Below are 13,279 nucleotides of genomic sequence, written 5' to 3' on the forward strand. Positions count from 1 at the left end.
GTGAGCGGCTTATAAGCCCCACAAACAAATACCGTCAACACACTTTCACAAAAAATCTCACAGAAAATCCAAAAACCAACCAAAAACCCCAGAAAACCAAGGAAAATTAAAGCTTACCAAGTTTCAGGCCCAGATTCCCGACACCGAATCAGTCCTCTGCCCCATCCCTCAGACTGACCAGAAATGAGCGCGCCCGGGACACACGGGACTTTATCGTCCCCGCGGACACTCCACAGATGACAGCCGCCTCCTCATAGGAGAGCTCCTGCGCCCCCACGAGCATCAGGGCTTCGCGCTGATCGTCCGGAAGCTCCCACAACAGTTTGTTGAGATCATTCACGTCATCATGCTTCTCCCCTGAAGCGGCAGAAGGGAGAGGCTGCTCTTTATATTCGCTCAGAATTTCCTGCTCGCGCTTGCAACGACGCGCCTGCTCATAGAAAAGATTCCGCAGGATGGTGAATGACCACGCTTTCAGATTTGTTTCGGCCGAAAATTGGTCACGCGACGCAAATGCGCGAACAACGGCCTCCTGCACCAGATCATCAGCACGTGTGCGATCTTTGGTCAGAAAGCGGGCAAACGCACGTAATTCTGGCAAAAGAGCGACAACCCCACGTCTAAATGCAGACTGCCCCCCCTTATCTGTCACAGAGGCTCTTTTCTGATCGTGGTTTGCCATGCCAACCTAACCCCGCCTGTCACTTCGGTTCACGCGAAGGAATGTTCACGATGCCCGATTCGCAACGAAGCGAACTGATCCGCGCGCTTCCGTATGCACGCCGTTATGCGCGCGCGCTTACAGGAAGTCAGTCCCGCGGTGACCTGCTCGTCGCGGAAAGCCTGCGCGACCTGGTAACACAGCCGGCGGGAAAGCTCTCAGCACGCCTCGAACTTTACCGGGCGATCTCCCGTAAGGCCGCAAATCTTGAGGAAGAAGACAAACGACCTCACGCCCTGTCGTTTCCGCAACGGCTCCTGCTTCTTCTGACCGCACTGGAAGGCCTGTCCTCATCACAAGCGGCCCATATCCTTGCAATTGATGAAAGCACGGCCGCAAAGGAAATAGCCGAAGCCCACAAAACGATCCGCTCCGTCTCCCAGACGTCGATTCTCATCATTGAAGATGAACCCATCATCGCCATGGATATCGAAGATCTGATCATCCATTGCGGCCATACAGTCGCTGGCATCGCTCACACCCAGACCGACGCCATTGCGCTGGCCAGGGAAACCAAGCCCGGCCTGATTCTGGCGGACATCAATCTTGGTGAGGGCGGAAATGGTATGGAAGCCGTCGCAGAAATCATGAAAAGCATGACGGTGCCGGTCATTTTTGTGACCGCTTATCCGGAGTGCCTGCTGACCGGAAACACGGTCGAGCCAGCTTTCGTCATTACAAAACCGTTCGAACCACTGACATTAGCCATCGCTACCTATCAGGCCATTACGGGCGGCGTGCCGGTTCCCTGAACCTCATTAACGCCAGTTTCGGGAGAACTGCCTCTTCAAGCATCTTGCATGACGAGGCAGTTCCCCGCACTTTCCGCACATGGCACCTCCTCCTCTTCTTCTCCTGCAGGACATCACTCTGACGCTTGGCGGGAAACCGCTGCTCGATGGTGTGGGATTTTCTGTCTCTCCCGGCGAACGGGTCTGTCTTGTCGGTCGTAACGGCTGCGGCAAATCCACCCTTCTCCGCATTGCGGCCGGCGAAATCCTCCCCGATTCCGGAACACGTTTCCTCCAGCCCGGCAGCACCCTGCGTTATCTCCCGCAGGAGCCCGATCTTTCCGGCCATGAAACAGCGCTCGATTACGTCATCGGCGGTCTGACAGATCCGTCACAGGAATGGCGGGCAAGCGTCATGCTCGACGCGCTCGGCATGAGTCCGACCGATAATCCCGCGACACTGTCCGGCGGAGAAGCCCGGCGCTGCGCGCTCGCCCGCGTGCTGGCCGCTGAACCTGATGTTCTTCTGCTGGACGAGCCAACCAACCATCTCGACATGCCGACCATCGAGTGGCTGGAAAAGGAACTGCTTTCCCTGCGCACCGCCATGGTCATCATCAGCCATGACAGACGCCTGCTGGAAACCCTGTCACGCAGCGTCGTCTGGCTCGATCGCGGTACAACACGTCGGCTTGATCAGGGATTCGAGCGATTCGAAACTTGGCGCGAAGAAGTTCTGGAGCAGGAAGAGCGGGACGCCCACAAGCTGGACCGTCAGATTGCACGCGAAGAAGACTGGATGCGTTACGGCGTCACCGCCCGCCGCAAGCGCAATGTGCGGAGGGTGGCGGAACTTGCCGCCCTGCGCACCGCCAGAAAGGACGCCGTCCGTCCTCAGGGAACGGTAAACCTTACCGCACAGACCGCTTCGAACTCCGGAAAACTCGTCACAGTCGCAGAACAGGCCTGCAAAAGCTGGGGAGATCGCCCTATCGTGCGCAATCTCGACCTGCGCCTGCTGCGCGGTGATCGCATGGGCGTGGTCGGGGCGAATGGAGCGGGCAAAACCACTCTGCTGCGCCTGCTGACAGGGGTGGACCAGCCCGACAGCGGCACTGTGACGCTCGGTCCATCCGTCGCGATGGTGACGCTCGACCAGCAACGCAAATCACTGGACCCACAGCAGACTCTGGCCGACACACTGACCGGTGGCGGTGGAGAAATGGTGCAGGTCGGTGACGAAAAGCGTCATGTTATCGGCTATATGAAGGACTTCCTGTTTCGTCCCGAGCAGGCCCGCACCCCTGTCGGGCAGCTTTCCGGTGGCGAACGCGGTCGGCTGATGCTGGCCTGCGCTCTGGCCCGTCCGTCAAATCTGCTGGTGCTCGATGAGCCGACTAACGATCTTGATCTGGAAACGCTCGATCTTTTGCAGGAAATGCTGTCGTCCTATGACGGCACTGTCCTTCTTGTCAGCCATGATCGTGACTTTCTTGATCGCGTTGCGACATCCACTCTCGCGGCAACCGGTGGCGGCGACTGGATCGAATACGCCGGCGGCTACAGCGACATGCTGGCGCAGCGTCACGGACAGGCGCTCGACCAGCGTGAAACAGCGGCTTCGCCAGAACCGGCTGCTTCATCCCCTGCCCCTACTGCCAGCACAACCAGGTCCGGCACCCGCAAGCTGACCTACAAGGATCAGCTTGCACTGGACAAACTGCCGGGGCGAATCGCTGAAATCGAAGCCAAGATCGTCAAACTTCGGGCGGCTCTGGAAGATCCCGATCTTTACAGTAAAGACCCCAAAGGTTTCGCCCGGCAAAGCGAGGCGCTGGATTCCGCTGAACGGGATCTGACGACAGCGGAAGAGCTGTGGCTGGAGCTGGAGACAAGGCGTGAGGCCTTGCAGGGAAACTGATCCAGAAGGCTGTCTGACTGGTAAGCAGTCAGACAGCCCATGTCCGCACGCAGGACTCCACATCCAGCGCGATTCCACCCTTTGCAACAATCTGACCACAGGCATAGGGTCCAAGTGCGCCTGCCGCGACCAGAAAAACGGCCCCCGGGTACGGCACCCAGACTTCGTCAATCCGGGTCAGCATCTCATCCAGACCACTGCGTTGCAGGAACACCTCATTCGCCGTCCCAAGGCGGCAGGTTTCCGCTATCCGCGCTGCAAGCCCTTCATGCGTGGTGACAATTCCCGCAAACGCGAGATCTCCCAGCAAAGAGCACAGACCCGGATCGACGTCAGCGAGCGCAGGCATCACGTCGAGCCCAGCGCAGGACCTGTAACGACCAACACGGACTTCCCTGTCCTGCTCGGCAAAAAAGCCAAAATGCTCTCTATCGTTCTGCAGAATGGCGGACGACGGCAGGCATAGGATCGCAGCCTCCCGCGCCGCCTGTCGGTATCCTCGTCCCAGTCTTGCCTGCGTGCTGGGAGCGCAATCGGAAAAAGCCGTATCGGACAGCCTCTGCCATACCGCTTCGGCCATCTCGGTCATTTCAACAGGCCGCAGCAGCAGGGAAGCGTGAAGACTGGTCGCACAGACGATTTTCGCCTCGTCATATCCCATGCTGACCAGTGAGAACGGCTCACGGACCTGCACGGCTTCCCGAATCAGCGCCCCGACCCGCTCGGGAGAAAGCCAGAGTTCGGATTTCCCGGCGTCCTCCAGATCCTGCAACAGAAGTCTGCGCTGAAAGGTTTTTGCCAGACGGGCGTTGGCCAGCTGGCTGTAGAGCGAGATGCGTCCACCCTGAGCTGCCGCCAGTTCATCCAGAAAATCCGCGCTGTCGATCAGTTCGTCATAGCGTCCAGTCGCTTCAAGGCTGCGAATGTAGTTCCAGGCGGAGAAACGCTCTCCCTTCAGACCGTGAACCACATCACGGAGCAGAGGCAGCGCTTCTTCAAACCGGCCTTCATTGAACAGGGCGGCCGCAATGTCCGCATCCTGTGCCGCATCACGCATTTCAGTGCGCAGAAGCAGATCGCAGATCGTTTTCCGCTCCTGCGCGTTGGCCGCCTCACACGCTTTCAGCAGGGTCTGACGCAGAAAACGAATGTCCGGCCATTTATCGAACGCGCGCGCGCAGTCAGCAATGACCGCTCCGACATCGCTTTTTTCCAGATCATGCTCAGCCTGCGTCAGTGCCGAAACAAAGCTCTTTTCAGAAGCTTCAGTCAGCCGTTCTGTTCCGTCACCACTCAAGTCCCGTTCCCTCACCGATGGTCTTGCCAGACAGAACGCCCCACTTCCTCACACGTTTCTGGCGGAACATGTGCGGGCACCACACAATCGGTAATCAGCCTTAATTTAGGATAACGAGACAGATCCTACAGAAAAAGTATTACGTCCTGTGCGAACAGGGTCCGGAGCAGATGCCTGAAAAGTCACTGCGCCTGCATCCGCAAAATACCGCGACACCAATAAAAAAAGGCGGATGGAACATGATTCCATCCGCCTTTCCATAGCCGGTAAGGGACGTTCCCTTATTCGCCCTTCGCCGCGACGGTCAGCAGACCTGTCAGACGCTGGGCGAAGGCCGTCGGGTCCTTCGGATTTTCGCCGTCCTGAATACGGGCGACATCCAGAAGCACGCGAGCCAGATCAGCCAGAGCCGGGCTTTTCTCAGCCGCCTTACGCGCCAGTTCGAGCACCAGCGGGTTACGCGGATTGAGCTCCAGAACAGGAGCCGATTCCGGAAGCTTCTGACCGCTGCGACGCATCAGCTTCTGCAACTGAAGGTCCGGACCATTCTCGGACGCCGCCAGCACAACGGCGCTGGACACCAGACGATCCGTGCCCCGCACATCGGACACCTCACCGCCCAGCGCCTCTTTCAGCGCCGGAAGAAGAATGTCCATGTCAGCAGCTTCACCCGTCGCAGCTTCGCCTTCGACAGCGAACTTCTCGAGATCGGCGGCACCCTGCGTCACACTCTTGAGCGTCTTGCCTTCAAAGCTGGTCAGACGATCCGGCCAGAAGGAATCAACCGGCTCGGACAGCAGCAGCACTTCCAGACCACGCGCCCGGAAGCCTTCAAGCTGTGGCGAGTTGGCGACCGCATCCTCGTTGTCGCCTGTCAGGTAATAGATCGCATCCTGCTCGGGCTTCATGCGGCTGATATAGTCAGCCAGCGTCGTCCAGCCGGACTCGGGCTTGTCCTCTTCCGCCTTCACAGCGCTGGAGCGGAAACGCGCCAGACCGGCCAGCTCCGTGCGATGCTCGGCGTCTTCCCAGATGCCTTCCTTCACGATGGAACCGAAGTTTTCCCAGAATTTCAGGAATTCGGCATTGTCCGAAGAGCGCTTCTTGATCTCGTTCAGCACACGCCCCGTCACGGCCTTGCGGATGCGGGCCAGAACCGGCGTCGCCTGAAGCATCTCACGCGACACGTTCAGCGGCAGGTCTTCCGTATCCACCACACCGACGACAAAGCGCATCCATGCCGGCAGCAGCGCGGCATCGTCCGTGATGAACATCCGCTTCACATGCAGGCGAATCTTACTCTCGCGGGCCGGATCGCCAAACTCGAACGGACGTGAACCGGGGATGAACAGCAGCGCACTGAACTCGATGGTGCCTTCCGCGCGCCAGTGCAGCGTGTCCCAAGGCGTATCGAAGTTGTGCGAGATGTGACGGTAGAACTCGTTATACTGTTCTTCCGTCACTTCACTCTTTGGCTTGCGCCACAGTGCGGTGCCTTCGTTGGCCGGGCTCTCCTCGCCGTCCTTCACGATGGTCACGGGCCACGCGATATGGTCGGCCCACTTGCGGATGATTTCCTGCAGACGCCAGGAATCAAGGAATTCGTCAGCGTCTTCCTTGATGTGCAGGGTGATATCCGTGCCCGGCTTTTCGCGGGTCGTGGGAGCGAGTTCGTAAGATCCCTTTCCGTCCGAGGTCCATTTCCACGCCTCGTCCGAACCGGCGCGACGGGAGACGACTTCCACGCGATCCGCCACCATGAAAGCCGCATAGAAACCGACACCGAACTGACCGATCAGGTTCGGCTTGTCCTCAGGCTTCGCGCTCTCAAGTTCCTTGCCGAACGCGCGCGTGCCGGAGCGGGCGATGGTGCCGAGGTTGTTGACCAGCTCTTCCTTGGTCATGCCGGTGCCATCGTCAGTGATGGTCAGCAGACGGGCGTCCTTGTCCGGATTGATGCGGATCTTCGCGTCTTCCGGAAGCGCGCGGGCACCATCGGTCAGCGCCTCGAAGCGACGGCGATCGGTCGCGTCGGCGGCGTTGGCCACCAGTTCGCGGAGGAAGATCTCGCGTTCGGAATAAAGGGAGTGAACGACAAGGTCGAGAAGACGCCCGACTTCGGCGCTGAATTCATGCTTTTCAGCCGAGGAAGACGAGCTCGAGGTCTCCTGTCCGGTCATATAATAAATATCCTTCTGTTTTCAGTTCGTTCAAATGCAGTCGTCGAACGACCGTAACCTTCCGTAATGTGTGGTGGTCACAGCCGTTTTTCAAGCGGGTACGGACCCGTAAACCCGCAAGGGGGCAGGGCCTGTCTGATCGTATTCCGTTAAAATGAAGTGCAGAAAAAAGGGGAGCAGAGCCAGACCCTACTCCCCTTATGTAGCGCGATCAGGCCGCGCCTTTTTCCTTCAGTGCCGCCAGAACGTCTTCCGGACGGACCGGCATGTGACGCAGGCGGATGCCCACCGCATTGAAGATGGCGTTGCCGATGGCCGCGCCAATGGTGGTCACGCCCGGCTCGCCGAGACCCATCGGCTTTTCCGTGCTTTCGACGAACTCGATGTCCATCTCCGGCACATCCGGCATGCGCAACGGCGTGTAGGTGTCGAGATTGCGGTCACGGCAGACGCCGTCCACGATCTCGCTACCTTCACATAGCGCCATGCTGAGACCCCAGAGCGCCCCGCCTTCCGTCTGCGCCAGCGCGCCGTCCGGATCGACGATGGTTCCGGCATCCAGCACCAGCCAGATTTTCTCACAGGTGACGACACCCGTTGTCCGGTCCACATGCACCCGCACCGCTCCGGCGGTCCAGGTCGGCATGCCACGCTCCTGACCGAAGGTGGTCGCCATGCCAAGGGCCGTGTCTTTCGGGAGCGGCTTGCCCCAGCCCGCCTTCTCGGCCAGCCGTTTCACAACCGCAGCCTGACGCAGCGCCCCGCCGTTGGAATCCGGAGCCTTGCCCTTGTTACGCCCCTCCGGTCCGTTGCCGTTCAGCAGTTCCAGACGGAAAGCGACCGGGTCCTTGCCGAGTTCATGCGCCAGTTCGTCGAGGAAACATTCCTGCGCCCAAGGGGTCCAGCCTGCGCTCACCGAACGCAGCCAGCCCGGACGGAAGGTCTCCTTGGCAAGATCGTTGCTGATCGCGCGGACCCGCATGGTGCCGAAATCGTACCAGCTATCAGCACCCGCAATGGCGAACTGATCGTATGGCTTGCCGTCCACGCCCTTTTCCATGAACGGACCGGCCATCACTTCGGTCGGCCAGCCGGCCGTCGCGTGATGTTCAAATCCGACGATGGTGTTCTTCTCATCCAGCGCCACACGCACCTTCTGCACGGACGGCGAACGGATGGAGTCGAACTGCATGTCGTCCGAGCGGGTCAGGATCAGTTTCACCGGCTTGCCGCCGATAGCCTTGGAAGCCAGAGCCGCCGGGACGGCATAGTCACCGTTCAGACGACGACCGAAACCGCCTCCGAGCAGGTAGCTGACCATCTTCACCTTGGCTTCCGGCACGCCGAGCGCCTTGGCGATGACCGGCAGGAACAGGGTCTGCCACTGGTTACCGCAGTGAACTTCCCATGTGCCGTCCTTCAGCTGGGCGATCGCGTTCATCGGCTCAAGCTGATAGTGCATCACCGAAGCGCAGGTATATTCCTGCTCCAGCACGCGCTTCGCGCCCTTGAACGCCTCATCGACACCCTTGTCGTTGAAGATCATGGTGCCAACATCGGACTTCGCGATCAGCTCGCGTCCGCGATCCTGAATCTGCTTTTCCGTGACGTTCGCGGTCTTACCCGGCGTCCACTCGACTTTCAGCAGGTCCGTCGCGCGGATGGCGGCCGGATAGCTTTTCGCCAGCACGACAACCCAGCCCGGAACCGTATCGCTGGGATCTTCCAGCGTGATGTAACGGATATAACCCGGAACCTTCTTCGCTTCGCTGTCATCGACCGAGACGACCTTGGAGCCATAGCGCGTCGGCGGCATCTTCGGACGGCCATAGACCATACCGTCGATTTTCGCATCAATGCCGTAGATCGCCGTGCCGTTGGTCTTGGACGGAATGTCCAGAGACTTCACCGGCCTGCCGATCAGACGACGCTCCGAAGCCGGCTTGAGCGGCAGATTCTTCATCTGGTCAGGCGTGAAGCTGCGTGTCGGCTTTGCTTTGGCGACGATGTCACCAAAGCTGATGGAGTAGGACCCACCGATCACGCGGCCATTGCGGGCGTGACAGGAAGAGGCCGGAATCCCCAGCAGCTTCGCGCCTTCCTCGACCAGAATGGTCCGGGCGGCAGCGCCAGCCTGACGGAACACGTCCCATGTCATCCAGACGGACCATGAACCACCCGTGACCATCAGCCCCCATTTCGGGTCCGTGTCCACATAGGTGATCTTCACCTTATCCCAGTCGGCTTCCATTTCATCAGCGATGATCCGGGCGAGAGCCGTGCCGATATGCTGGCCCATCTCCGCGCGGATGATGTTGACATTGATCGTCCCGTCCGGCGCGACCGAACACCAGATGTTGGGCTCGAACTCCGGCGGCGGCAGGGGCGCACCGAGCGGATAGGTCTGCGCGGCCTTCGACTCACGGGCGAAACCGAACAGGAAGGAACTGCCGACGGCAGCGGAGAGGAAGCCACGCCGGGACAGGCCGCGCCCTGCGGCCCGGTCCTGCTGGGCGGCAATGCGTTCGAGCTTACCCATTGGAGTGATCTCCCTCCGTCTTGGCCGACTTCATGGCGGCGGCGGCTTCCTTGATGGCCTTGCGGATGCGGATATAGGTCATGCAGCGGCAGAGGCTGCCGCCCATGACGCCGTCGATATCCTCGTCCGTCGGATCGGGGTAATCGCGCAGCAGGCTGGCTGCCTGCATGATCTGTCCCGACTGGCAGTAACCGCACTGCGGCACCTGAATCTCCTGCCACGCTTCCTGAAGCGGATGGCGACCTTCCGGGTCCAGCCCTTCGATCGTGGTGACGTCCGCGCCTTCGATGGCGGAGACTGGCGTCACGCAGGAACGGGTCGCCCGTCCACCGACATGCACGGTACAGGCGCCGCACTGACCGACGCCGCAACCGAACTTCGTGCCTGTCAGCCCGAGATCGTCCCGCAGAGCCCACAGCAGAGGGGTGTCTTCCGGCACGTCGAGCGAGACGTCACGGCCATTGAGTTTGAATTTGATCATGATACGGCTCCGTGATCCCAGCTCATCCGAGGCTCAGTGCGAGGAATTGACTGGTGGTTCCACCAGCTTGCGGGCGTCAGCAGCTTTCTTCTCCAGATCCGTCCATGGTGGCAGGGTCGTGCGTGTGCGGCGCAGATAGGCGGCGATACGCGCCATGTCCTTGTCGCTGAGCGCATTATAGAAACTCGGCATTGCGACGCCGCTCTGACCTTCCTTCGCTGTCAGGCCACGCAGCATGACAAGGTAAAGGTTGGTCGGCTCTTTCAGCCACAGCGCATTGTTGAGCGCGAGTTCCGGGCGTCCGAGAACCGGCGCGGGTGCGGCATTGTAATGACAGGCTCCGCAGGCGCCCTGATAGAGACGCGCATCCGGATCCGTGCTGAACCCGATGAGGTCCTTCTTCGAGTCCGCCATGGCGTGCTCAAGCGCGGCCTTGTCGCCGGACACACGCTCAACTGCGTGGGCCTTGTCCGCAAAGTAATAGGCAATCGCGTGAACGTCTGATTCCGGCACGGTCGCAAGGAAGTCATGCGCGACAGGCGACATCGGGCCACCAGCCGGTCCGTGCAGCGGGGCCACACCGTTCCGCAGATACTGATACAGCTCGTCCTCGGTCCAGACGACCGGCGTCGGGTTGTTCTGGTTCAGAGGCGGAGCGATCCAGCCGTCAACCACGCCACCATCATATTCGTGGTTGGGAAGTTCTTCAGCGCCAGCAAGGTTACGGGGCGTATGACAGGCGCCGCAATGCGCTGCGCCTTCGGCCAGATACGCGCCGCGATTCCATTCCGCATTATGGTTCGGATCGGGCTTGTAGCGACCCGGCGTGAAGAACATCAGCTTCCAGCTGGCGAGCGTGATGCGTGGGGAGATGCTGAGCGGGAAGCCATTCGGACGACGCGTCATGTGCACCGCCGGGCGGGTCATGATCCACGCATAAAGGTCCGAGATGTCCTCATCGCTCATCTTGGTGAAATGGTCATAGACAAACGCAGGCAGCAGGTGGGAGCCATCGCGGGACACGCCATACTGAAGCGCCCGACGGAAGGCGGCCTCCGACCAGTTTCCAATGCCTGTTTCGGGGTCCGGCGTGATGTTGGAAGAGAAGATGTCGCCGAACGGCGTCTCCATCTTGTAATCACCGGCAAGCGTCGGACCACCACCATTATCCTGACGGGTATGGCATTCAACGCAGTAGCTTTCAGCCGCAACAATACGACCGCGCTCAATCTTTTCCGCTGAAAACTGTCCCGGCTGCACAGGGGCGATCTTGGGAATGGCTGGCCACCAGGCGTACCAAAGGAATCCCATTCCGGCGACAATGCCGACGCCCGCAACGCCTGTAAGTATGCGTTTGATCACTCTCAACCCTCACTGCCGGGAAACCGACGGTCCTTCACAACATGGAAAGCGACATGCACCCGCCCCAAGACTCTGTCGGGACATTTGTGTCACTCTGCGCCACTTTTCAATAGATGCATAAATCGGAACGTGGAACCTCAAAAGAGGAATATGATCTATGTCATGGCAGAATTTTTACTGTCAGTATGGCGCAGTGACCACACTAAACCGCAGCATGGTGAATAAAACGTCTATATTCCTATGAATATAGACGTTTTATTTCTGCGTGTTTTTACTCTGAATATTGCGATCAGGCTTTCCGGGTCGCTCGGAAACTGTTGCCGCACTCACAAAGGTCACAGCAGACCGGTTTCTGGATGCTCCTCCGGAAATGGAAATAGAGCCATCCCATTCGTAACGGGCAGAGAAACCGGAACGAGCGCCATATCCGGCAGCATGCGCCTGAATGCTTCGGCCAGTTGCAGAATGATTGTCTTGGACACGCGGACAAGGGGCGGCCTCATCCGAAGCGAATACAGCAGCGAACTGTCTGCCCGCCTCAATGGACGTCACATTGACCGGAAGAAACCTGCTTCGACAGCCCGACAGGTTCAACCGGCATGCGTGGAACAGATCAGAACTGTTCCTCAACAGGGAGAAGCATCCGCCTCCCCCTGTAAAACCACCCGAGTAAAACTACCCGAAACTCAGAACGGAATTTCATCGTCCAGATCACTGCCGCCCGGCGCATCCCATCCACCGGGGGAAGCCGGAGCACTGTTGCGCGGAGCCGCAGCACCGCCGCCCGCAATTCGACGGGAGCCGCCAGAGCTTCCACCGAAGCCGCCACCAGCATCAGAGCCGCCGCCGTAGCCACCGCCCTCATCACCCTCACCGGAACCCCGACCATCCAGAAGCACCAGCTCACCGCGGAACCGGTCCAGCACAACCTCGGTCGTGTACTTTTCCTGTCCGGACTGGTCGGTCCATTTACGGGTCTGCAGAACGCCTTCGAGATAGACCTTCCGTCCCTTTCTCAGAAATCGTTCCGCGACGTCCGCTAGCCGGTCATTGAACACGACCACACGATGCCACTCCGTACGCTCACGGCGCTCGCCGGAAGCGCGGTCATTCCATGTGTCGCTCGTAGCCACTGAAAGCGAGACGATTTTCTGCCCGTTCTGGCTGGTACGGATTTCCGGGTCACGCCCGAGATTTCCAACCAGAATGACCTTGTTCACGCTGCCTGCCATTGTGGCTCCTCATTTATTCTATCGTGCAGAGTCCCTGTGCGTCGCCGGATAGGGACAGGGAACTTCGCTATGGATGTCTGGTAAACCTCAGCCGGGCTTCCTGCAAAGCGATTAATCTGCAATCGGACACATCGGCTCTTGAACTAACATGCCATCTCCGTCCTTATTGTTCCATCATTCTCAGACATGGCCAGCACTTGAACCGTCCTCCTCCGCCAAACGTTCCGGCAAACAGACCGACACCTTCCGGGACGTCCTCTCCTCGCTCGACAGCAACTGCGACCCGGATGATCGACCGGGAGCAGCTCGAAGCTGCGTCTGAAGCCTACTACGCCTATTGCGGGGCCGCCTGGAGCGATCTCGATCCCAAGGCCCAGACGCACTACCGCACACGGATGAAACTGGGACTTGAAGCGTTCGTGGCCAACATCTGGCGGCCCATCAGTTCCGCGCCCCGGGATGGAAGTGCTGTTCTGCTGTTCATGTACATGGAAGGTCGTGGCGATTATATCTGGCTGGATCGCTGGGACGCGCAGGACAGACGCTGGCGTCTGGCCCCCCATGCCCGACCGACACACTGGGCTCCGCTCCCTCTGCCGCCACGCCCCTGAGCAGCACCGCCTCCCTTTTCGGGGGCATACTTTATAAAGAACAGCGACAGACCTGCGCGTCTGGTGTCTGCCGACTAGTCGGCCGGAGCCATTGACGCGGAAATCTCACAGAAGGGTTGTACATCGGGTTAGATTATGAAAAAGTCTGTTTTGTAGAAAAGAAATTTTCGTAAGCTATAAGAAAACCCGATGCAGACAGAGTGT

Annotated in this window: 11 protein-coding genes; 3 read left to right on the plus strand and 8 right to left on the minus strand. The window is 59.4% G+C overall.

Annotated features, from left to right (window positions below; genetic code table 11):
* Positions 1-148: 148 nt before the first annotated feature.
* Positions 149-652: a sigma-70 family RNA polymerase sigma factor gene (locus GVI59_RS17500; protein WP_173575347.1), complete on the minus strand. Its 504-nt coding sequence runs from the start codon at positions 650-652 to the stop codon at positions 149-151.
* 80 nt (positions 653-732) lie between these two features.
* Here GVI59_RS17500 and GVI59_RS17505 point away from each other — a divergent pair, with 80 nt between their 5' ends.
* Together GVI59_RS17505 and GVI59_RS17510 are read left to right on the plus strand one after the other, a co-directional pair.
* Positions 733-1,473, plus strand: coding sequence for a PhyR family response regulator anti-anti-sigma factor (locus GVI59_RS17505; RefSeq protein WP_173575348.1), 741 nt, complete (start codon positions 733-735; stop codon positions 1,471-1,473).
* Between the two features lie 79 nt (positions 1,474-1,552).
* On the plus strand, positions 1,553-3,373 hold the full coding sequence (locus GVI59_RS17510; protein ID WP_173575349.1) for an ABC-F family ATP-binding cassette domain-containing protein: 1,821 nt from the start codon (positions 1,553-1,555) through the stop codon (positions 3,371-3,373).
* A 28-nt stretch (positions 3,374-3,401) separates the two neighbouring features.
* On the opposite strand, the gene GVI59_RS17515 is transcribed toward GVI59_RS17510, so the two are convergent.
* The 7 genes from GVI59_RS17515 to ssb form a co-directional block, all read right to left on the minus strand.
* A complete protein-coding gene (locus GVI59_RS17515) occupies positions 3,402-4,670 on the minus strand; it encodes a hypothetical protein (protein ID WP_173575350.1) in 1,269 nt (422 codons plus the stop codon).
* A 281-nt stretch (positions 4,671-4,951) separates the two neighbouring features.
* Positions 4,952-6,850: a molecular chaperone HtpG gene (gene htpG / locus GVI59_RS17520; protein ID WP_173575351.1), complete on the minus strand. Its 1,899-nt coding sequence runs from the start codon at positions 6,848-6,850 to the stop codon at positions 4,952-4,954.
* Positions 6,851-7,061: 211 nt separating this feature from the next.
* Positions 7,062-9,389, minus strand: coding sequence for a xanthine dehydrogenase family protein molybdopterin-binding subunit (locus GVI59_RS17525; protein ID WP_173575352.1), 2,328 nt, complete (start codon positions 9,387-9,389; stop codon positions 7,062-7,064).
* Positions 9,382-9,870 carry a (2Fe-2S)-binding protein gene (locus tag GVI59_RS17530; protein ID WP_077813583.1) on the minus strand — a complete coding sequence of 163 codons (489 nt, stop codon included), beginning with the start codon at positions 9,868-9,870 and terminating at the stop codon, positions 9,382-9,384. Before GVI59_RS17530 ends, GVI59_RS17525 begins: the two co-directional genes overlap by 8 nt.
* A gap of 33 nt (positions 9,871-9,903) precedes the next feature.
* Positions 9,904-11,232: a c-type cytochrome gene (locus GVI59_RS17535; RefSeq protein WP_173575353.1), complete on the minus strand. Its 1,329-nt coding sequence runs from the start codon at positions 11,230-11,232 to the stop codon at positions 9,904-9,906.
* A 335-nt stretch (positions 11,233-11,567) separates the two neighbouring features.
* The gene (locus tag GVI59_RS17540) at positions 11,568-11,714 is read right to left on the minus strand and encodes a hypothetical protein (RefSeq protein WP_173575354.1); all 147 of its coding nucleotides are present in this window, start codon (positions 11,712-11,714) and stop codon (positions 11,568-11,570) included.
* Between the two features lie 204 nt (positions 11,715-11,918).
* Positions 11,919-12,464 carry a single-stranded DNA-binding protein gene (ssb, locus tag GVI59_RS17545; protein ID WP_173575355.1) on the minus strand — a complete coding sequence of 182 codons (546 nt, stop codon included), beginning with the start codon at positions 12,462-12,464 and terminating at the stop codon, positions 11,919-11,921.
* Between the two features lie 287 nt (positions 12,465-12,751).
* Here ssb and GVI59_RS17550 point away from each other — a divergent pair, with 287 nt between their 5' ends.
* Positions 12,752-13,075, plus strand: coding sequence for a hypothetical protein (locus GVI59_RS17550; protein ID WP_173575356.1), 324 nt, complete (start codon positions 12,752-12,754; stop codon positions 13,073-13,075).
* The last annotated feature ends 204 nt before the right edge of the window (positions 13,076-13,279 follow it).

It is taken from the genome of Acetobacter sicerae (genome assembly GCF_011516765.1).
GTDB classification, from domain to species: domain Bacteria; phylum Pseudomonadota; class Alphaproteobacteria; order Acetobacterales; family Acetobacteraceae; genus Acetobacter; species Acetobacter sicerae.

Coding starts and splice junctions, on each gene's coding strand:
- GVI59_RS17505 (WP_173575348.1), top strand. CDS start 733: ATGCCCGATTCGCAACGAAGCGAACTGATCCGCGCGCTTCCGTATGCA.
- GVI59_RS17510 (WP_173575349.1), top strand. CDS start 1,553: ATGGCACCTCCTCCTCTTCTTCTCCTGCAGGACATCACTCTGACGCTT.
- htpG (WP_173575351.1), bottom strand. CDS start 6,850: ATGACCGGACAGGAGACCTCGAGCTCGTCTTCCTCGGCTGAAAAGCAT.
- GVI59_RS17525 (WP_173575352.1), bottom strand. CDS start 9,389: ATGGGTAAGCTCGAACGCATTGCCGCCCAGCAGGACCGGGCCGCAGGG.
- GVI59_RS17530 (WP_077813583.1), bottom strand. CDS start 9,870: ATGATCAAATTCAAACTCAATGGCCGTGACGTCTCGCTCGACGTGCCG.
- ssb (WP_173575355.1), bottom strand. CDS start 12,464: ATGGCAGGCAGCGTGAACAAGGTCATTCTGGTTGGAAATCTCGGGCGT.
- GVI59_RS17550 (WP_173575356.1), top strand. CDS start 12,752: ATGATCGACCGGGAGCAGCTCGAAGCTGCGTCTGAAGCCTACTACGCC.